Consider the following 19,877-nt stretch of genomic DNA (forward strand, 5'->3'; position numbering starts at 1 on the left):
TATCACGCTGATAGTGTTAATTCTTTTGGCGAGCAACACGAACGACGTCGGGCATAATACGAATACGACGCATGATATTAGCTAAGTGCACACGGCTCTTAGTCGTCAGGCGAACAGTAATCGTATATAAACGGCCATCTTTTTCTTCGGTTGATAAACCTTGAATATTAGAGCCAGTTGCAGCGATAGTATTGGTTAAATCAGCCAATGCACCTTGGTGATTTTGCATATCGACTTTGAGGTTAGTGACAAACTCTTGTTCAAAATCTTCACTCCATTCAACCGCCATGTACTTATCCGGTTCTTTACGATAGCCCCGAATATTGGCACACTCTTCACGGTGAATAACAAGGCCTTTGCCTGGGCTTACATGGGCTACAATAGAATCACCATGAATCGGATGGCAACAGTTAGCAAAGGTTAGCAAAATACCATCGGCACCTTGAATCGGTAATCGACGATCGCTGTTTTTCGCCGTCAGTTCGTCGGCATTACCCAATAATCGGCGCGCAATAACCACACTCATCAGTTCACCCAAACCAATTTCTGTCAGTAAATCATCGACAGTTTCTAGTTTAAGATCGCTTAATACTTTGGCGATATTCTCTTCCGCAATTGTCTGCATGTTCACACCGCCTAAGGCATGATTCAGTAGACGACGGCCGAGGGTTATTGACTCATCACGACGCATAGTTTTTAAAATTTGACGAATTTTAGTACGCGCACGTGATGTCACCACATAGTTAAGCCATGCGGCATTAGGTCGAGCACCAGGGGCGCTGATAATGTCGATGGTTTGACCATTTTTCAGCGGCTTACTTAATGGATAAGGTTGGCGATCGACGCGAGATCCAACGCAGGTATTACCAATGTCAGTATGCACGGCGTAAGCAAAATCAACCGCCGTGGCACCAACTGGCAATTCAACAATGCGGCCTTTGGGGGTGAAAACGTAAATTTCATCTGGGAAAAGATCAGATTTGACGTTTTCGATAAACTCAAATGAGCTACCGGCGCTTTGCTGTAATTCAAGCAGGCTTTGCATCCAACGTTGGGCTTTAATTTGAGCAGTGGTGCCTGGGGCTTCACCGTCTTTATATGTCCAATGGGCTGCAACCCCTTTATCCGCCATTTGATCCATGTCTTCAGTACGAATCTGAACTTCAACCGGTACCCCATGCGGGCCAACCAGTGAGGTATGCAGCGACTGATAGCCATTGGCTTTTGGAATGGCGATATAATCTTTCATTCGACTTGGGCGTGGCTTGTACAGATTATGTACCTGACCTAATACTCGGTAGCAAGTATCAAGATCATCGACTAAAACGCGGAAGGCGTAGATATCCATGATCGAATGGAAGCGTTGTTCTTTATTCTTCATCTTGTTGTAGATGGAGTATAAATTCTTTTCACGACCAGAAACGACCGCGGTTATTCCCGCATCACTGAGGCGACCCTCAATTTCAGCGTGAATTTTAGTAATGATTTCTTTGCGATTGCCACGGGCTGCTGCGACGACTTGTTTTAGGACGCGGTAGCGGTTGGGATATAACGCTTCAAAGCCAAGCTCTTCAAGTTCAGATTTGATGTTATGGATACCAAGGCGGTGGGCAAGCGGAGAGAAGATTTCAAGGGTTTCACGAGCAATACGACGTCGTTTATCAGGGCGTAAAGCACCTAACGTGCGCATGTTGTGAGTACGATCGGCAAGTTTGATTAGAATAACGCGAATATCATGCGCCATTGCCATGATCATTTTGCGGAAGTTTTCAGCTTGCGCTTCTTTACGATCGCGAAATTTGAGCTTATCGAGTTTAGAGACGCCATCAACCAATTCGGCAACAGTATCGCCAAAGCGGCAGGCTAGATCCTCTTTAGTGACCTCGGTATCTTCAATCACGTCGTGCAGCAATGCTGCCATCAATGCTTCAATATCGAGACGCATTTCCGCCAGAATACGGGCGACCGCAACTGGATGGATAATATAAGGCTCGCCGGTTGAACGAGTTTGGCCTTCATGGGCGTCGCGAGCAACAAGATAAGCCTGTCGAAGCACCTCAATTTGAGGCTCCGACAGGTACTTGGTTGCGACTTCTTTCAGGCTATCAAAAAGATACAATTCGCCTGGTTCCCTGATTAACGGTGATGGTCGCCAGCAATAGCACTTACCGCAGCTAATTCAGCTGCTTCTTGCTCTTGCAGTTCCTGACGCTCGCGAGCATCAAGGATATCTTTAGTAATTAGGCCTTCTTCGATTTCACGAAGTGCAATTACTGTGTATTTGTCGTTTTCTTCAGGAACCAATGGATCCTTACCGCCGGTTTGCATTTGACGTGCGCGGCGAGCAGCAATTTGGATCAGATCGAAACGGTTGCCAATTTTATCAACAGCGTCTTGAACGGTTACGCGTGCCATGGAGGACTCCAGTGGTTATTAAATTAGGAATAGAAAATTGTACAAAATAACTTACTGATCTGCTAGTAGCGCAGTCAACATGCTTCTATATTTAGCAGTTTGCTTGTCTTGCTTCAATCGTTCTGCACGAATAATTGCTTTAAAGTCAATTAACGCGACATCGAAATCATCATTAACGATTACATAATCGTATTCGTTATAGTGTGAAATTTCTGAACGAGCTTCTTCCATACGACGGGCAATAACGGCTTCGCTGTCTTGACCACGGGTATTAAGTCGACGCTCCAATTCCTCTTTTGACGGAGGTAGGATAAATAAGCTCTTGGCGATAGGCATTAGTTTACGGATTTGACGCGCACCTTGCCAATCGATATCTAAAAAGACATCAATGCCTTTATTCAATTGCTGTTCAATCCATGGACGAGAAGTACCATAGTAATTGCTAAACACTTCGGCATGCTCAAGGAATGCACCTTGTTCTACCAAGTCGGTAAATTCTTCTACGCTAACGAAATTGTAATGAACGCCGTTTTCCTCGCCCGGGCGCATGCCACGAGTCGTATGGGACACGGATACTTTCATGTCATAGGTCGGGTTAGTTTCAAGAAGGGCATTAATCAAACTTGATTTTCCAGCACCACTTGGGGCCGACACGATGTATAGAGTACCTTTGCTCATTGCCTATTTTCACTCAGTGATAGAAGGGCGCGAAGATTATCACGATCTGCGCATAATTGAAATTAGCTGATTGCTTGAAAATTCATCTTTTTATTGAGTCAATACAACTTAAGCCTAGCTGGCTTTAATGATATTTCATAATCAGACTACATTTTCAAACAACTTTCCAAGCTAAATAGCATCAGCTTGGAAAGTTTGGGCAAGGGTTACTTACTCAATATTTTGAATCTGTTCACGCATTTGCTCGATCAATACTTTTAGTTCAACGGCAGATGCTGTGACGTCAGTATTAATTGATTTTGATGCCAATGTGTTTGATTCACGGTTAAATTCTTGCATCATAAAATCTAGACGACGGCCACATGCGCCACCTTTAGCAAGAATCTTTTGGGTTTCTTTTACGTGAGAGTCAAGGCGATCAAGCTCTTCGGCGACATCACTTTTCTGTGCCAGCATGATCAGCTCTTGTTCAATACGGTTACTATCAAGATCGACTTTTGCTTCATCAAGACGTGACATAATACGCTCGCGTTGCCATACCATTATCTGTGGCATTAGCGTACGAACTTTAATGGCTTCTGTTGAAATAGCGGTTAAACGATGATCGATTAATTGTTTCATGTTATCGCCTTCGCTTGCACGGGCGGCAATAAAATCATCCATTGCTAGCTCAAAGCCAGTTAATAGATCTTTATTAATCATATCTAAATCTTGTTCTGGTGCTTCCATCACTCCTGGCCAATTAAGCACTTGGAATGGACCAATATTACCTTCACCCGCAGTTTCTGTTACCCAACGAGCTGCATTAATAACTTGTTTGGCTAGTGCTTCATTGATTGTCAATTCAGTATTAGCGGCAGTGTTGGCTTCGTAGCGAAGGTTACATTCGACTTTGCCTCGTGCTAAACGTTTACGAAAACGTTCACGCAATACCGGCTCAAGGCTACGGAATTGCTCTGGCATACGAATGTAGGTTTCAAGATAACGTTGGTTTACTGAGCGGATTTCCCACACAGCAGTACCCCAGTCGCCTTTTATTTCGCGACGGGCGTAGGCAGTCATACTATGGATCATTGGCTTGTGGCCCTTAGGTTATGATGGTTGCGGCGGCTAAACTTAGCGCATTTAACGGTAAGTCAGGTCTTCTAATAACAATAGCGATGCGTCGTAACCGAGTTTTATCATTATATGCGAAATCGTCGCTTGCGGGCTACTGTTGTGAATGCAAAACAAGGTTGAATCTATCGTTTAAGCGGTGGTTTTCTCGTGCACTGGGATTGAGATGTCGCTATAATCGCCGGTTAATATCATCCAGCCAAAGGGAAATCCCGATGCGTCCAAGCGGAAGAAGTGCCACTCAGGTACGTCCAATCACTATTACTCGTAACTATACAGCCCATGCTGAGGGTTCAGTATTAGTTGAATTTGGCAACACCAAAGTAATTTGTACTGCCAGTGTTGAAGAAAATGTGCCGCGTTGGCTTAAAGGTAAAGGCCAAGGTTGGGTGACTGCAGAATACGGTATGTTGCCACGTGCAACCCATACCCGTAACCGTCGTGAAGCCGCGAGTGGTAAGCAAGGCGGTCGCACCATGGAAATTCAGCGTCTGATTGCACGTAGTTTACGTGCTGCGGTTGATTTAAAAGTCCTTGGTGAACAAATGATCACGGTTGACTGTGATGTGATTCAAGCTGATGGCGGTACACGTACTGCTTCTATTACAGGTGCGATGGTTGCTTTAGTGGATGCAATTAATTATATGCTTGAAAAAGGCATGATTAAGAAAAGCCCACTTAAAGGCATGGTTGCTGCTGTTTCGGTTGGTATCTATAAAGGTGAACCAATTTGCGATCTTGAGTACCTTGAAGATTCAGCTGCTGAAACTGACATGAATGTGGTCATGACCGAAGACGGTAAAATGATTGAAATTCAGGGTACGGCTGAAGGCGAGGCATTCAGTCATGAAGAGTTATTGGCAATGTTAGCGCTGGCGAAAGACGGTATATCCGATATTATTTCGATGCAGAAACAAGTATTAGAAAATTAGTTATTGAGCGGTTCCTATTAAGGAGCCGCTTTTTTTTATCTAAAATTTATAGGCTATAGGAATAGTCATAAGTTTTAGCTGCAACAGTTTTACATTCTTCGCAATGTAAAGGTTGTGTCCATTTCAACATTGTAAAACACGAAAGTCGTTTAAGGAGCCACAATGAAAGCATATCAGCGTCAGTTCATCGAATTCGCCCTAGAGAAAGGTGTCTTAAAGTTTGGTGAGTTCACTCTGAAGTCCGGCCGTAAGAGTCCGTATTTCTTTAATGCGGGTTTATTTAATACTGGTCGTGATCTTGCACGTCTAGGCCGTTTCTATGCTGAAGCATTGGTTGACGCTAACATTGAATTTGATGTGTTGTTTGGCCCTGCGTATAAAGGGATTCCCATTGCAACTACCACCGCTGTTGCATTAGCGGATCACCATGATGTAGATACGCCATATTGTTTTAACCGTAAAGAAGCGAAAAATCACGGTGAAGGTGGCAATCTTGTTGGGAGTGACCTTGTGGGGCGCATTATGTTAGTTGATGACGTTATTACCGCAGGCACAGCTATTCGTGAATCAATGGAAATTATTAAGGCGAACGGTGCTGATTTAGCGGGTGTGTTAGTCGCTATCGATCGTCAAGAAAAGGGCCAAAGTGAATTGTCTGCGATTCAAGAAGTTGAACGTGATTTTGGTTGTGCAGTCATTTCAATTGTGTCGCTAGGCGATGTGGTCACGTATTTAAGTGAGCAAACAGGTATGGAGCAGCATTTAGCTGCTGTAACGGCCTACCGTGTTCAATACGGCGTTGAATAACCGTTTAATTAACTAGTTATTATAAAAAAGCGAGGGTCAATGGACGCTCGCTTTTTTTATGGTGCTTTATAATGTGGTTTGTCAGTGTGATTAACCTAACTGACCACTAAGCAATTGCCAGTAGTCATCAAAATTTTCAGTTGGCTTATATTTAAAGCTTGAACGAACATAACGACTAAGACTGCCTTCAACTTGACCTAATAGCTGTGCTGCTAAAATCGATTCATCAACAGGAAAGCCTTTACCTTCTCGTAATTTACGTTCTTTTAGTATTTGGCGTAACTGTGATTCAATACGTTCAAATAATTGGTTGATGCGTGATTGTAAGCGATCTTGTTCAAACATCAGTGCGTGACCTGTCATGATACGACTGAGGCCAGGGTTACGTTCACCAAACATTAAGATTAGTTGTAGCACCATACGCAGACGAGTAAGGGTATCTTTTTCGTCATCAAGAATGCGGTTAATTCGAGTAGTAATTGAATCTTCGATAAATTCAATCAGGCCTTCAAACATCCGTGCTTTACTTGGGAAGTGGCGATAGAGTGCAGCTTCCGAGACCCCAACATTAGCCGCCAGCATTTTGGTCGTAATACGTTGGCTTCCTTGATTAGATTCCAACATATGAGCAAGACACTGAAGTATCTCTTCGCGGCGATTGCTTTTTTTGGTGCCAGCCATGAATTATCGTTCCTTTGCAAAATGAGACTGTCCATGGACAGCATGAAACCCGCCTATCTTAGCGATGCCATTGCGTCGTGAAAAGCGATCGATGGTAAATGTATGCAGTTTATCAGCAAAAAAAGCGCCACCGTCAAAAGTTGCGCTTTGTGCTTGATCGTTATCGGTTATTTTATCATCAAAATCGCTTTATGCGTTAAAAGCATAATTGGCATGTATTGATTGAGGTGGTTTTATTTTCGGCCTGAGTGACCGAAACCGCCTTCACCACGATGGCTTGCATCATCAAAATCCGTAACGATATTAAATTGCGCTTGTACCACAGGAAGGAAAACTAACTGTGCAATACGATCGCCCGGCTCGATAGTGAAGGTGGTATCACCCCGGTTCCAAACGGATACCATCAATTGACCTTGGTAATCAGAATCAATCAGACCGACAAGGTTACCTAAAACAATACCATGTTTATGACCAAGACCTGAACGCGGTAAAATTGTTGCCGCTAGATTAGGGTTGCCAATATGAATAGCTAAACCTGTTGGTACGAGGTGGGTTTCACCTGGGGCAACGATTAATGCTTGATCAAGACATGCACGTAAATCCAGTCCAGCTGAACCTGTCGTTGCATACGCAGGTAATGGAAACTCTGTTCCAACGCGTGGGTCAAGAATTTTAAGATCGATAGTATTCATAATTATGCTCTAGTGCGTGACATGTTGATAAAGGCTAACAATTTCGGTAAGCAATTGCTGACCAAGATCGGTTTTAGAGGCTAATGGTAATGTTTTATCGCCATTAGGCCAGTATAAATGTAAGGCGTTAGTGTCGCTATTGAAGCCTTGTCCTTGGACGGATACGTCGTTAGCACAAATTAAGTCGAGGTTTTTATTGGCTAATTTATCACGAGCATAATGTTCGACATTTTGTGTTTCAGCTGCAAAACCGACAGTAAATGGGCGATTTTCAGTGAGCGCTGCAACACTGGCAACAATATCTGGATTTTTTACTAGCTGAATGACCATGTCGTCATTGCCATCTTGTTTTTTCATTTTTTGTGTTGCGATATGTGCAGGGCGGAAATCAGCCACAGCGGCACAAGCTATAAAAATATTATTATTTATTGCACGCTCTAATACGGCTTGGTGCATCTCTTCAGCGCTATTGATATTAATACGAGTGACACCGACTGGGGTTGTAAGATTAACCGGCCCACTAATTAAGGTGACGTTAGCACCACGCTTCGCTGCTGCTTCTGCAATAGCAAATCCCATTTTTCCTGAGCTGTAATTACTTAAATAACGTACAGGATCAATAGCTTCACGAGTTGGGCCCGCGGTAATAATAATATTTAGTTCTCTAAGATCTGGCGCTTGAAAAAAATCTTCACAGTGATGGACCAATTGCATTGGCTCTAGCATTCGTCCCGGACCAACATCACCACATGCTTGCTCACCGCTCGCCGGGCCCCATAACATCAACCCTCGACGTTGCAGAGTCGCAAGGTTCTCTTGGGTGGCCACATTGCGGTACATCTGTTGATTCATCGCTGGTGCGACGGCAATTGGCGCATCTGTTGCTAAACACAGTGTAGAAAGTAAGTCATTACCCATACCCGCACTGATGCGCGCAATTAAATCAGCAGTTGCTGGTGCTAATAATACTAAATCAGCCCATTTAGCTAATTCAATATGCCCCATTGATGCCTCTGCAGAAGGATCTAATAAGCTACTTGAAACGGGGTTACCTGACACAGCTTGCATCGTTAATGGTGTAATGAATTCTTGGGCCGCTTTGGTCATGACGACTTGAACTTGTGCGCCGCGTTCAATTAAACGACGAGTGAGTTCGGCGCATTTATAGGCAGCGATACCGCCGCTAATGCCGAGAAGGATTTTTTTTCCTGCCAGAGTTTGCATGGTTTTGCCTGTGTTTAGATGCCAATAAATTTTGCAGACACGATAGCATCAAACGTATTAACGGTCATTGACTGCAATTCATCGTTTTATCTTTAGAGGTGATCGTTTCGAGGTTCTATTGCTGTAATGCGAGGTGTTAAGCATAAACTTTGGAGACGCTTTCATGGAACATTGGTTGTGAAGTTGTATAAAAGTAGCAGCCTGTTTTGCTAATAGTTGATCAATACAGGAGGGAATATGTCGCTTAAGCAATTGCCATTAGCATCTCGACCGCGAGAAAAATTATTATCTCACGGTAGTGATGCGCTTACTGATGCCGAATTATTAGCTATTTTTTTACGTACAGGCATAAAAGGAATGAATGCGTTGGAATTGGCGACGTATTTATTACAAGAATTTGGTTCATTACGCGCTTTGCTGGCGGCAGATAAAGAAACTTTTTGTCAGGTTAAAGGCTTAGGCCCAGCGAAATTTGCACTTTTAAAGGCCGTTTTAGCTATGGGGGATCGATATTTAGAAGAAATTTTAAAAAAAGATAGTGCGCTCACAAACCCACAAAATACTCGCCAATATTTAGTCAAAAAATTACGTCATAAACAGCGCGAAGCCTTTTATATCCTATTCCTAGACAATCAACACCGAGTGATTACGGGAGAGATATTATTTGAAGGAACACTCGATTGTGCGAGTGTTTACCCACGTGAAGTTGTAAAAAGATCGTTAGAACTTAATGCAGCCGCGTTAATTTTAGCGCATAATCACCCATCAGGCGTTGCTGAACCTAGTCAGGCTGACCATCGAATAACCCGCAAGATCAGCGATTCGCTGGCTTTAGTCGATATTCGTGTTCTGGATCATTTTGTTGTCGGTGAAGGGGATGTTATTTCCTTTTCCGAGCGCGGTTGGCTATAAAATAGACAATTATCGAAAAAAAAAGTGAGAAAGGATCTGCTCGGGACTTGAGCAACTGGTTTTGACTTAGTATAATGCGCGACCTTTGATAGCTGTGGTTATATGTGAAATTGCATTTCACATTAAATTTCCATGGTAGATATCGAGCGAAACGATTTGGAGAAGACAGTAATGTCCCGAGTATGCCAAGTAACTGGTAAGCGTCCTGTAACGGGTAACAACCGTTCACACGCACGTAATGCCACCAAGCGTCGTTTTCTGCCGAACCTGCAAACTCATCGTTTCTGGGTAGAAAGCGAAAAACGCTTCGTTAAACTACGTCTTACTGCTAAAGGTATGCGTATCATTGATAAGAAAGGTATTGATACCGTTCTTGCAGAGATGCGTGTCCGCGGCGAGAACGTTTAGAGGAATTTGAACAATGGCTAAAGGCATTCGTGAGAAGATCCGTCTAGTATCATCAGCTGGTACAGGCCACTTCTACACTACCGACAAGAACAAGCGCAACATGCCAGGCAAATTTGAGATCAAGAAATTTGATCCAGTAGTTCGCCAGCACGTGCTTTACAAAGAAGCTAAAATCAAGTAATTGATTTTTAAATCTTTGATAAAAACCCAGCCTAGCTGGGTTTTTTTATATTTAAAATTCGGTATTCTTTCCTGCTTTCCTGCTTTCCTGCTTTCCTGCTTTCCTGCTTTCCTGCTTTCCTGCTTTCCTGCTTTCCTGCTTTCCTGCTTTCCTGCTTTCCTGCTTTCCTGCTTTCCTGCTTTCCTGCTTTCCTGCTTTCCTGCTTTCCTGCTTTCCTGCTTTCCTGCTTTCCTGCTTTCCTGCTTTCCTGCTTTCCTGCTTTCCTGCTTTCCCTGCTTTCCCTGCTTTCTTGCGATAAATTTTATTCTCGTCATTAAACAATAATCTAATTGTCTGTTGTTATTGATGATGGCAATGTTATCTTAACCCGCATCAATAAAGACGCATAGGAGCGCCTGAGCATGCGGTTAACGCGACGTGGATGGAATAACGTCATCATTATTGGTGTTTTAGTTTTTATCGCTGTCATACAGCTGCCAGAGCTTATTCGTACTCGTCTAATAATACCTACCGCGTCTGTATCATCATCAACGGTGATCCCATTATTTGCGCAAAATCGTATTATTCAACGTTTATTGTTGCCTGCAATCACTTTTCAGCATGCTGATACGGGATGGCAAAGCCAACCTACGGTGACGTTTGATATTGCTACTTTGATTTCACGCTGGCAAACATTAGTGGGGACAAAGGTAAGTGAGCACCAGTTAGCTGCTTTAAAAAGTCAGCTGACAACGCCGCGCACGATTGAAGTGTGGCTGGTTGGTCATTCTCTGCCACAACGGATCACTGCCTATCAATTACCTTATTTTTGGTTGTTTAACAACGGTAGCGGACAGTGGTTAGCGGTGACGGTCGATGCTGATTTTCTCTTTCCACCATTATCGTCAAAATTATAATGATTATTGGAGCAAGATAACGATGCCTGAATTACCTGAAGTGGAAGTGACTCGTATGGGGATCACTCCCCACGTTGTTGGACAAACAGTGACAAAAATAATTATTCGTAATGCCCGTTTGCGCTGGCCGATTCCTGATGCAATTAAAAGTATTGAGGGCCAAGTGATTCGAAAAGTCACGCGCCGAGCAAAATATTTATTATTAGAAACCGATATTGGGTATGCAATTGTCCATCTTGGTATGTCAGGTAGTTTACGTATTTTACCTGCGGGTTCTGCCGTAGAGAAGCATGATCATGTCGATGTCGTTTTAGGCAGTGGTGAGATTCTACGTTATAACGATCCTCGCCGCTTTGGCGCATGGTTATGGCAACAGGCAGGGGAAAGTCATACTGTGCTAGAGAAAATGGGCCCAGAGCCATTGAGTGACGATTTTAATGTGGATTACTTAGTTACCAAAGCAAAAGGAAAGCGTAAAGCGATTAAATTACTGATCATGGATAATCATATCGTAGTGGGTGTAGGTAATATTTATGCCAATGAGTCATTGTTTGCCGCGGGGATAAATCCGCAATCGCCAGCAGGAAAAGTCTCAATCGCACAATTGCAGTTATTAGTTTCTGAAATCAAAACCGTTTTACAAAAAGCTATTGCTCAAGGTGGCACGACCTTAAAAGATTTTAAAAATGCAGATGGTAAGCCTGGATATTTTGCTCAAGAGTTGCAAGTCTATGGTAAAGGGGGTCAGCCTTGCCCTCGTTGTGGTGAGCTTTTAACTGAAATAAAGCTGGGGCAGCGAGCCACTGTTTTCTGTGCTGACTGTCAGGGTTAACTCAATTGTCTAGTTAGTTTTCGTTAACGATGGGTTCATTTTTATTGAGCAAAAATAATGGTGGGAATTGCTATCATTGCTAAATGATTTATAAAATAAATTGCATGTTGATATTACTTTAAGGGCTAGGAAATGAAATATTTAGTGACCGGTGTTGCTGGTTTTATTGGTAGTGCTGTTACCGAGCGTTTATGTCAACAAGGCCATCAAGTGGTTGGTATCGATAATCTTAATGATTATTACGAAGTGGCACTTAAACACGCACGTTTAGCCCGTATTGAACACCCAGATTTTACCTTTATTGAAATGGATCTTGCGGATCGAGAAGGGATCGCAGGCTTATTTGCTGAGCATCAATTTAATCGTGTTATTCATTTAGCGGGTCAAGCGGGCGTTCGTTATTCAATAGATAATCCAATGGCTTATGGTGATAGTAATTTAATTGGCTATTTGACTATCCTTGAAGGTTGTCGTCGTAATAAAGTAGAGCACTTGGTTTATGCTTCATCAAGTTCGGTGTATGGCTTAAATCAAAAAATGCCGTTTGATACTGCCGACAGTGTTGATCATCCGGTATCATTGTATGCCGCAGCTAAAAAAGCCAATGAATTGATGGCGCACAGTTATTCTCATCTTTATGGTCTTCCAACCACAGGCCTACGTTTCTTTACGGTATATGGTCCGTGGGGACGTCCAGATATGGCATTGTTTAAATTTACTAATGCGATCATGGAAGGCAAGGAAATTGATATCTATAACAATGGTGATATGAGCCGTGATTTTACTTATATCGATGATATTGTTGAAGGTGTGATGCGTATTCAGGATGTGATTCCACAGCCAAATCCTGAGTGGACAGTAGAGACGGGCTCACCAGCAACCAGCTCTGCACCATATCGTATTTATAACATTGGTCATGGTAGCCCGGTCAAATTAATGGACTATGTTGAAGCACTAGAAGCATCATTAGGTGTTGAAGCCAAGAAAAACTTTATGCCCATGCAGCCGGGCGATGTTTACATGACGTATGCTGATACTGATGATTTATTTGCAGCAACGGGGTATAAGCCTGCGGTTGAAGTAAAACAAGGCGTACAGGCTTTCGTTGAGTGGTATCGTGCGTATTATAATAAGTAAGCTGTGAAGATTGAGAAGAAAGGGGAGCCAATGTGCTAATGCTGATCAGTTAAGCCCAAAATGATCAGTTGAACGATCCTGTAGATGTGTAAAAATCCAAGTGCATTTAATGCACTTGGATTTTTTTATGTTTTTAAGACAAGCACTTGAACAGATACATGCCTTCTCAGCTGATAAATTAAACGGCTTATCAGACTTACTTTGTCCAACACTTATTGACCAATGCCTTCTAGATACAGGTGTTACAACTATTCGAAAACGAAGATTACCAATGGAGTTAATGGTTTGGAGTGTCGTTGGTATGTCACTTTATCGACATTTGTCGATGAGCAAAGTGGTGTCTCAATTAGACATCCTATTACCAGGAAAAAAGCCATTTGTTGCCCCAAGTGCTGTGATTCATGCTCGTAAGAAATTAGGGCATGAACCAGTAGAAGCTGTCTTTAATAAAACACAACAGTTGTGGCATGAGAAAACACCTCATCCGGATTGGCATGGTCTCACATTGCATGCTGTCGATGGTGTTGTCTGGCGTACGCCAGACACAAAAGAAAATGACCAAGCATTTTCAAGAACAGGCAATAAAACAACAACATCCGATTATCCTCAAGTGCGTATGGTTTGCCATATGGAACTAACTAGCCACCTTTTAAATAGCGCTGCATTTGATTCTGTTTCTGTCAGTGAGGTTGATTTAACAGCCCAACTCATTGAAAAAGCGCCAGATCATAGCCTAACGCTGTTTGATCGTGGTTTTTACGCCTTAGGCTTACTGCATAAATGGCAAAGTACGGGGCAAGAAAGGCATTGGCTTATCCCATTACGTAAAGGCGCCCAATACAAAACGTTAAGAAAGCTAGGTAAAGGCCAAGAACTCATAGAGTTAACCTTGTCGCCACAAGCTCGAAAAAAGTGGATTGATGCGCCCGTGACAATGGAAGCACGCTTAGTGACAACCACGATCAAAGGTCGCGAAGTGAAATTATTAACGTCAATGACCGATCCCAAACGTTATATAGGCGCTGATATTGCAGAGCTTTATAGCCACCGTTGGGAGATTGAGCTGGGTTACCGAGAAATGAAACAATATATGTTACAAGGAACGATAACGTTAAGAAGCAAAACGCCAGCGCTAGTGACTCAAGAATTATGGGGAATGTTATTAGCTTATAACTTGTTACGGTTCATGATGTGCCAAATGGCATACTCATTAAAAAGTGTCATGCCGTATCAAATAGGCTTTAAGCAAGCCTCGATATTCTTAACAAGCCAACTTCAACTATTACCAGCGGTTGCAGCTGGTCGGTATCCTGAAATATTGAGATATATACTTGATATGGCAGAAAGCTTTGTACTACCAGAAAGGCAGGAAAGAAGTTATCCAAGGGCAGTAAAGAAAAGGCCTAGTCGCTATGCGACTAGGCCTTCAAGGAAGCGTAAATTATCTTAATTCACATGCATTAAGCCAATGTGCTCCCTTTTTTTATTATTTTACGAATTTAGCAAATAGGGCTTGTGTGATCAGAGGATCAACAAACTGACTTACATCCCCTTTATGTAATGCGACCTCTTTTACAATGGTCGATGAAATAAATGAATTTTCTTCAGCTGGGGTTAAAAAAACTGTTTCAAGTTCAGGCATCAAACGACGATTCATATTAGCGAGTTGAAATTCATATTCAAAATCGGACACCGCTCGTAACCCACGAACTAAAATATTAGCATTGTGCTCTTTGGCAAAATTTACAAGTAGACCTGAAAAACCAACAATTTCAACATTGGTTAAATGGGCTGTAATTTGCTGAGCCAGCTCTACTCGCTCTTCTAAACTGAATAACGGCTTTTTGCTAGGGTTGAAAGCGACACCAACAATGACATGATCAAACATTGCAGCTGCGCGCTCGATAAGATCGAGATGACCGTTAGTGATTGGATCAAAAGTGCCAGGGTAGATAACGCGAGTTGTCATAATGGGTTACTTATTTTGTTTAAGGTAAAGGCCAAGATATTTATTTAGTACATATTGCGCATTAATACAGGCAATAATAAAACCATGTTTACCATCAAGGAAGCCTTGTTTGATAAAATAGGTACGTATAAAGCTAAAAAGCGCATGTCCAATAGCTGATGCTACAGAAGTTTTTTTTCCTTGTAAGTGCTTTTCTTTGGCCCATAGTTCGGCATATTTTGATTGTTTTTTTTGGAATTCGAAAAAATCATCAAAGGTATAATGTTCTAAGTTTCCGACGATTTTTATTACTTGGCAGCTAGAAGGAATTATTACGGATTCATGTACCTGAACATTATTATAGTGAGTTTCTTGAGGGCGATATAACCGTACAATCCAATCTGGGTGCCAGCCAGCGTGGCGAATAAATTTTCCAAACGCAGTACTTAAACGATTAACGCTATAAACCACATTATGTTGATTATCTTGCAATACATTTTGAATTGATTGTTTTAGCTCTGGTGTGACGCGTTCATCAGCATCGAGCCATAATACATAGTCACTGCTAACATATTGTTGAGCAAGTTGGCGTTGCCTACCAAACCCAGGCCATGGTGTATTGACATAAAACTTGTCTGTATAACGACGAGCAATAGTTTCTGTTTCATCTGTGCTGCCTGAGTCTAGAATAACTATTTCGTCGACCCAGTCTTTAACTGTGTCTAAACAAGCTGCAAGATGTTTAGCTTCATTTTTAACAATTAATGCAACACCAAGTGTCGGTTTGTGTGCTGATACGCTCATGTGTTTTCCTTTGAAGCTTATGACATCGGTGATGATAACGATAGAATGAGATCAAGTTTTTCTCTGACCATCGCAACACTAATTTGCGGCATGATATCGCTCCCTTTGACGCGTGCTCCCCATGGTAACTCACCTAATGGTTTGCCGTAATGTTGTTCAGCGACTTGCTGGTAAACACTGACCGTATATGGCAATGATAAATACGGTCCAGTGCGCGCTGGATTACTATGACCATAGAGTCCAATGACGGGTGTGTTTTGTGTGGTTGCTAAATGGGCTGGACCTGAATCTGGTGCTAACACCACGGTTGCTGCTCGCAATAATGCCGTAAGTTGTAATAGGGTTGTTTTGCCGATTAAATTGATAATTGGTGCATTACTGAGGCTAATAATGTGTTGGCCTAATTGTTGCTCACGGTCACTGGGTGAGCCACATAAAATCACAGCTAAGCCTTTGGTTGCTGCATAATCAGCGATGGCCGCATAACGATCAGGAAGCCAATTTCGTTCATCTTTACTGGCGGCGGGTGAGATCACTAATGTTGGCTGGTGGATATATTGTTCAGCAACACTGTTATCTTCAGTTGTCAGCGGAATATTCCATTCTGGGGTGGTAAAAGGAACCCCAATGTAACGCGCAAAATTCGCCATGTTATCGAGTACATGAACACTGTCAGTATTGGGTAAGTGCTTATTAGTAAACAACCATTGGCCTTCTTTGGTGCGATTTTTACTAAACCCAATACGATACTTAGCTTTAATACCTAAAGATAGTACACTTGCACGTAGGGCAACTTGCATATCTAACAGCGCATCGAAACGGTGTGATTTCAGTTGTTGCCAAACCTGTTTAATGCCATGCCAGCCAGCTTTTTTATCAAAACTGATCACCTTAATATTGGGTAATGCATTGATTAGCTGAGCCTCAACTTTACCAGCAACCCAAGTGATTTCAGTCGTTGGCCACTGGTGTTGGATAGCTTGAACAACCGCAATCGCATGGCATACGTCACCAATAGCTGATAAACGTAAAATACAAATTGAACGTGGTGGCGTTGAGAATAGAGCCATAAGATTACCTTATTAAAAGTGGTCGGTGAATTATGCCGCTAGCCATTGAAATTGTAAAATATTCAACAATAAATGCGAGAGAGGCTGTAGTGCAGGAAATTATCAGTAACAACCAGGTCATTTGGTTTGATAGCGATTATCTAAGTGCAGATCCGCATGGTTGCTTTGATATTGAGTATTGGCGTCAGCGTGATGCAGTTATTGGTTCCGCCGAGGGGCGTGGTACAACATGGTTTGTTGCCGATGAAAAACTGGAGATGGCATTACGTCATTATCATCGTGGTGGGTTGTTTGCTAAAGTGAATAATGACAGCTATTGGTTCTCTAATTGGCATACCACTCGCAGTGGGGCAGAGCTCGCATTATTAAAATTATTACGTGATGGTGGGGTTAATGTGCCACGTCCCGTAGCTGCGCGTGCAGTTAAAAAAGGTCTGACATATAAAGCGGATATTTTGGTGGAGAAGGTTGCCAATAGTCGTGATTTAGTGGCATTGCTACAAAGCCACACCGTCGCGGCAACAGTGTGGCATGATATTGGGGAAATGATTGGTAAAATGCATGATTTGCAAGTCTGCCATACCGATTTAAATGCTCATAATATTTTATTAGACGATAGTCAGCGTCCATGGCTGATTGATTTTGATAAATGTGATTGTCGCGACGGTGATGATTGGAAAGTGGATAATCTGACACGTTTAAAGCGCTCTTTTCTCAAAGAAGTCGATAAACGTGCGATTAAGTGGTGCGAAGATGATTGGACCGCTTTATGTAATGGTTATGCTAACAAAAGTCAGCTGCGTATTACTATTGGTTAGTACTAATGATTGGTTAAATACGGGCTAATATTAGTGACTGTTTTGTCCACGGCACCTTGATTTTCTAATACGATCCTTTGGCCCTGTGCACCCATTTTTTGTTGGCGTTCGGGGTCATTAAATAACGCGATTAGTTGCAATGCGAGCTGGTGGCTATCTTGACAAATTTCAATTGCCCCTGCGGCTAATAGTTGTTGAGTAATATCTTCAAAATTATAAAAACTTGGGCCGGTAATGGCTGGTTTCGCCACCGCTGCTGGCTCTAATAGATTATGTCCACCCACTTTTTCACCAACTAAACTTCCCCCCATAAACGTCACATCAGCTGTCGCTAGCATGACTAACATTTCCCCCATTGTATCAGCGAGATATAATTGAGTGTTCGCTTTAATTGGGGTGGTGTCTGTGCGACGATGAACATTTAAACCACGATCTATTGCAAGTTTTGCCACACTATCAAATCGTTGCGGATGGCGAGGCACAATAATTACTAATGCATTTGTAAATTGTTGCTGTACCAGTTGATAAGCATCAAGTACTTGTTCATCTTCACCTTGATGGGTACTTGCGGCAACAAAAATAGGCCGCTGCTTACCGAGTTGCTGGCGTAGACTCTGAGCTTGCTCAAAAACAGTGTTTGCAATGGTAATGTCGTATTTGATTGAGCCAGTAACCGCGATTTGATGTTGTTGCGCACCAATATCGATAAAGCGTTGAGCATCATCATCATGTAAACACAATATTTTATCTATTTTATTGAGTAATTGATGAGTGAAGAAACTAAATGAGTGATAGCGCTTAGCTGAGCGTTCGGATAAGCGTGCATTAACAATAATCGTTGGAATTTTTTGATTGTGAACACAGCTTAATGTATTGAGCCATAATTCTTTTTCAACGATAAGCAATAATCTTGGCTTGATTGTTTTTAAAAATCCACGCACACACCACGAAAAATCAATTGGCATATAACGATGTTCAACTAAGTCACCTAATTTAGCCACTTGCTCAGCGCCAGTGCTGGTGGTAGTTGTCACTACAATAGCTTGTTCAGGATAGCTTTGTTTAAGTGCTTTGATAACCGGTACGATCGCAATAGCTTCACCGACTGATGCTGCATGGATCCAAATAGGATCTGTAGTAGTCGTGAGTCGAGGGGTCAGGCCGAAATGTTCTTTCCAACGAGTACCAAAATTGGGTTTGCCAGGTTTGGTTCGGTACAGCCCCCATAATAAGATGGGAGCAATCAAGGCTAACAATAAGGTATATAAAGTTCGAATCATAATGTCTGTAAATGACTAATAGCGGTGATGACTTGTTGTGGTGAAATCTCAGTCATACATTTATTATGTTTAAGTGGACATTCACGTTTAAAGCACGGTCGGCAGCTGATATCAGTGTGTAGAATAACTTTTTTATCGGTTAGTGGTGGAGTGTAATTTGGTGTCGTTGGTCCATAAAGTGCGACAACATTACACTGAACCGCTGCGGCGACATGCATCAAACCTGAGTCATTACCAACGACAGTGCGACAAAAAGCAAGTAGATCAATCACATCTGTCAACGATGTTTTACCTGCTAAATTGTGACAATACTGTTGTGCTTCGAGGGGTAAAGATTGCTTAATTTGATTGGTAAGCTTGTCCTCATTTTTAGATCCAAATAGTAAAACATTACAGCCCGTTTCGATAAGACTTTTAGCAACTGAAGTGTAGTGATCTATTGGCCAGCATTTAGCTGAACCGTAAGCGGCTCCTGGGCAGAGTGCAATGGATGTACGAGTTTGGTCGACGTTAAATTTTTCAAGTACTTGTTGTTGATTGTTAGTATCAACAGTTAGCGCTGGGAATGGCATATCTGTTAAGCAGCCTGAACCAGTCATTGTCGATGCAGGGTGTGCTAATGCAATGTAACGCTCGATCATTAAATTGAATGATTTTTTGTTATTACGTAAATCATTAAGTAGTCCATAACGCATTTCACCTTTCCAGCCAGTACGGTTTGGAATGCTAGCGAAAAACGGGATCAAGGCTGATTTTGCTGAGTTTGGTAGAATATAAGCGTGATCATAATGGTCATCACGTAAGATCTTGCCTAATTGATAGCGAGCAAAGAAATTAAAGTCACCATGACCAATTGGCATTTCAATTGCCTTGTTGATCTCGGGCATACGTGCCAATACGGTTTTACACCAGCCTGGTGCCATTACATCAATGATACAGTTAGGATGTTGTTTTTTTAAATCAATATAGAGGCATTGTGACATTACCATATCGCCAATCCACGATGGTCCAATGATTAAAATTTTAGTCATAAATAAGTTACCGAG

Annotated in this window: 23 protein-coding genes; 10 read left to right on the plus strand and 13 right to left on the minus strand. The window is 42.3% G+C overall.

Translation table 11 applies throughout. The features are described from left to right. Window positions 1-16 precede the first annotated feature (16 nt). The 4 genes from spoT to ACJZU6_RS02390 form a co-directional block, all read right to left on the minus strand. Window positions 17-2,119 carry a bifunctional GTP diphosphokinase/guanosine-3',5'-bis pyrophosphate 3'-pyrophosphohydrolase gene (spoT, locus tag ACJZU6_RS02375; RefSeq protein ID WP_408900591.1) on the minus strand — a complete coding sequence of 701 codons (2,103 nt, stop codon included), beginning with the start codon at window positions 2,117-2,119 and terminating at the stop codon, window positions 17-19. 17 nt (window positions 2,120-2,136) lie between these two features. Beyond that, the gene (rpoZ, locus tag ACJZU6_RS02380; RefSeq protein WP_036789323.1) at window positions 2,137-2,415 is read right to left on the minus strand and encodes a DNA-directed RNA polymerase subunit omega; all 279 of its coding nucleotides are present in this window, start codon (window positions 2,413-2,415) and stop codon (window positions 2,137-2,139) included. Window positions 2,416-2,466: 51 nt separating this feature from the next. Next, window positions 2,467-3,093: a guanylate kinase gene (gene gmk, locus ACJZU6_RS02385; RefSeq protein WP_045035896.1), complete on the minus strand. Its 627-nt coding sequence runs from the start codon at window positions 3,091-3,093 to the stop codon at window positions 2,467-2,469. A 210-nt stretch (window positions 3,094-3,303) separates the two neighbouring features. After that, a complete protein-coding gene (locus tag ACJZU6_RS02390; RefSeq protein ID WP_408900592.1) occupies window positions 3,304-4,167 on the minus strand; it encodes a YicC/YloC family endoribonuclease in 864 nt (287 codons plus the stop codon). Between the two features lie 257 nt (window positions 4,168-4,424). Here ACJZU6_RS02390 and rph point away from each other — a divergent pair, with 257 nt between their 5' ends. After that, a complete protein-coding gene (rph, locus tag ACJZU6_RS02395) occupies window positions 4,425-5,141 on the plus strand; it encodes a ribonuclease PH (RefSeq protein ID WP_080159204.1) in 717 nt (238 codons plus the stop codon). 162 nt (window positions 5,142-5,303) lie between these two features. After that, window positions 5,304-5,948 carry an orotate phosphoribosyltransferase gene (pyrE, locus tag ACJZU6_RS02400; RefSeq protein WP_080159203.1) on the plus strand — a complete coding sequence of 215 codons (645 nt, stop codon included), beginning with the start codon at window positions 5,304-5,306 and terminating at the stop codon, window positions 5,946-5,948. Between the two features lie 90 nt (window positions 5,949-6,038). Here the strand turns inward: pyrE and slmA are convergent, their stop codons facing one another. The 3 genes from slmA to coaBC form a co-directional block, all read right to left on the minus strand. Then, on the minus strand, window positions 6,039-6,629 hold the full coding sequence (gene slmA, locus ACJZU6_RS02405) for a nucleoid occlusion factor SlmA (protein WP_036789332.1): 591 nt from the start codon (window positions 6,627-6,629) through the stop codon (window positions 6,039-6,041). A gap of 233 nt (window positions 6,630-6,862) precedes the next feature. Next, on the minus strand, window positions 6,863-7,321 hold the full coding sequence (gene dut, locus ACJZU6_RS02410) for a dUTP diphosphatase (RefSeq protein WP_080159202.1): 459 nt from the start codon (window positions 7,319-7,321) through the stop codon (window positions 6,863-6,865). Between the two features lie 9 nt (window positions 7,322-7,330). After that, window positions 7,331-8,545: a bifunctional phosphopantothenoylcysteine decarboxylase/phosphopantothenate--cysteine ligase CoaBC gene (coaBC, locus tag ACJZU6_RS02415; protein WP_408900593.1), complete on the minus strand. Its 1,215-nt coding sequence runs from the start codon at window positions 8,543-8,545 to the stop codon at window positions 7,331-7,333. Window positions 8,546-8,782: 237 nt separating this feature from the next. On the opposite strand from coaBC, the gene radC reads away from it, so the two are divergent. From radC to rpmG, 3 genes are all read left to right on the plus strand, one after another. Next, entirely contained in the window at window positions 8,783-9,457 is a 675-nt protein-coding gene (gene radC, locus ACJZU6_RS02420; protein ID WP_080159200.1) for a RadC family protein, read from the plus strand. A gap of 171 nt (window positions 9,458-9,628) precedes the next feature. Continuing rightward, the gene (rpmB, locus tag ACJZU6_RS02425) at window positions 9,629-9,865 is read left to right on the plus strand and encodes a 50S ribosomal protein L28 (RefSeq protein WP_045039707.1); all 237 of its coding nucleotides are present in this window, start codon (window positions 9,629-9,631) and stop codon (window positions 9,863-9,865) included. Between the two features lie 13 nt (window positions 9,866-9,878). Next, window positions 9,879-10,046 (plus strand): 50S ribosomal protein L33, encoded by a 168-nt coding sequence (gene rpmG / locus ACJZU6_RS02430; RefSeq protein WP_005371942.1) that lies wholly within the window; start codon window positions 9,879-9,881, stop codon window positions 10,044-10,046. Here the strand turns inward: rpmG and ACJZU6_RS02435 are convergent. Then, window positions 10,022-10,360 (minus strand): hypothetical protein, encoded by a 339-nt coding sequence (locus ACJZU6_RS02435; RefSeq protein WP_408900594.1) that lies wholly within the window; start codon window positions 10,358-10,360, stop codon window positions 10,022-10,024. The genes rpmG and ACJZU6_RS02435 overlap by 25 nt on opposite strands. 87 nt (window positions 10,361-10,447) lie before the next feature. Between ACJZU6_RS02435 and ACJZU6_RS02440 the strand changes: the two genes are divergently transcribed. The 4 genes from ACJZU6_RS02440 to ACJZU6_RS02455 all read left to right on the plus strand — a co-directional run bounded on the left by ACJZU6_RS02440 (window position 10,448) and on the right by ACJZU6_RS02455 (window position 14,361). Continuing rightward, a complete protein-coding gene (locus tag ACJZU6_RS02440; protein WP_408900595.1) occupies window positions 10,448-10,942 on the plus strand; it encodes a hypothetical protein in 495 nt (164 codons plus the stop codon). Window positions 10,943-10,964: 22 nt separating this feature from the next. Then, the gene (gene mutM / locus ACJZU6_RS02445; RefSeq protein ID WP_408900908.1) at window positions 10,965-11,774 is read left to right on the plus strand and encodes a bifunctional DNA-formamidopyrimidine glycosylase/DNA-(apurinic or apyrimidinic site) lyase; all 810 of its coding nucleotides are present in this window, start codon (window positions 10,965-10,967) and stop codon (window positions 11,772-11,774) included. 132 nt (window positions 11,775-11,906) lie between these two features. Continuing rightward, window positions 11,907-12,911, plus strand: coding sequence for an NAD-dependent epimerase (locus tag ACJZU6_RS02450; protein ID WP_408900596.1), 1,005 nt, complete (start codon window positions 11,907-11,909; stop codon window positions 12,909-12,911). Window positions 12,912-13,038: 127 nt separating this feature from the next. Further along, on the plus strand, window positions 13,039-14,361 hold the full coding sequence (locus ACJZU6_RS02455; protein ID WP_408900531.1) for an IS4 family transposase: 1,323 nt from the start codon (window positions 13,039-13,041) through the stop codon (window positions 14,359-14,361). Window positions 14,362-14,397: 36 nt separating this feature from the next. Here the strand turns inward: ACJZU6_RS02455 and coaD are convergent, their stop codons facing one another. The 3 genes from coaD to ACJZU6_RS02470 are packed head-to-tail and all read right to left on the minus strand — an operon-like array spanning window position 14,398 to window position 16,733. After that, window positions 14,398-14,880, minus strand: a complete 483-nt coding sequence (gene coaD / locus ACJZU6_RS02460) for a pantetheine-phosphate adenylyltransferase (RefSeq protein WP_327769900.1) — start codon at window positions 14,878-14,880, stop codon at window positions 14,398-14,400. Window positions 14,881-14,886: 6 nt separating this feature from the next. Then, entirely contained in the window at window positions 14,887-15,663 is a 777-nt protein-coding gene (locus ACJZU6_RS02465; RefSeq protein WP_327763824.1) for a glycosyltransferase family 2 protein, read from the minus strand. A 17-nt stretch (window positions 15,664-15,680) separates the two neighbouring features. Then, complete coding sequence (locus ACJZU6_RS02470; RefSeq protein ID WP_327769901.1) at window positions 15,681-16,733, minus strand: glycosyltransferase family 9 protein; 1,053 nt, start codon at window positions 16,731-16,733, stop codon at window positions 15,681-15,683. Window positions 16,734-16,822: 89 nt separating this feature from the next. On the opposite strand from ACJZU6_RS02470, the gene ACJZU6_RS02475 reads away from it, so the two are divergent. Next, window positions 16,823-17,551 (plus strand): 3-deoxy-D-manno-octulosonic acid kinase, encoded by a 729-nt coding sequence (locus ACJZU6_RS02475; RefSeq protein WP_327769902.1) that lies wholly within the window; start codon window positions 16,823-16,825, stop codon window positions 17,549-17,551. Window positions 17,552-17,553: 2 nt separating this feature from the next. Here the strand turns inward: ACJZU6_RS02475 and waaA are convergent, their stop codons facing one another. Next, complete coding sequence (gene waaA / locus ACJZU6_RS02480; RefSeq protein WP_408900909.1) at window positions 17,554-18,834, minus strand: lipid IV(A) 3-deoxy-D-manno-octulosonic acid transferase; 1,281 nt, start codon at window positions 18,832-18,834, stop codon at window positions 17,554-17,556. After that, on the minus strand, window positions 18,828-19,862 hold the full coding sequence (gene waaF / locus ACJZU6_RS02485) for a lipopolysaccharide heptosyltransferase II (RefSeq protein WP_327768246.1): 1,035 nt from the start codon (window positions 19,860-19,862) through the stop codon (window positions 18,828-18,830). The genes waaA and waaF overlap by 7 nt, the downstream gene beginning before the upstream one ends. Window positions 19,863-19,877 lie beyond the last annotated feature (15 nt).

This window comes from Photobacterium piscicola (assembly GCF_046058925.1).
In the GTDB taxonomy this organism is placed as follows: Bacteria; Pseudomonadota; Gammaproteobacteria; order Enterobacterales; family Vibrionaceae; genus Photobacterium; species Photobacterium piscicola.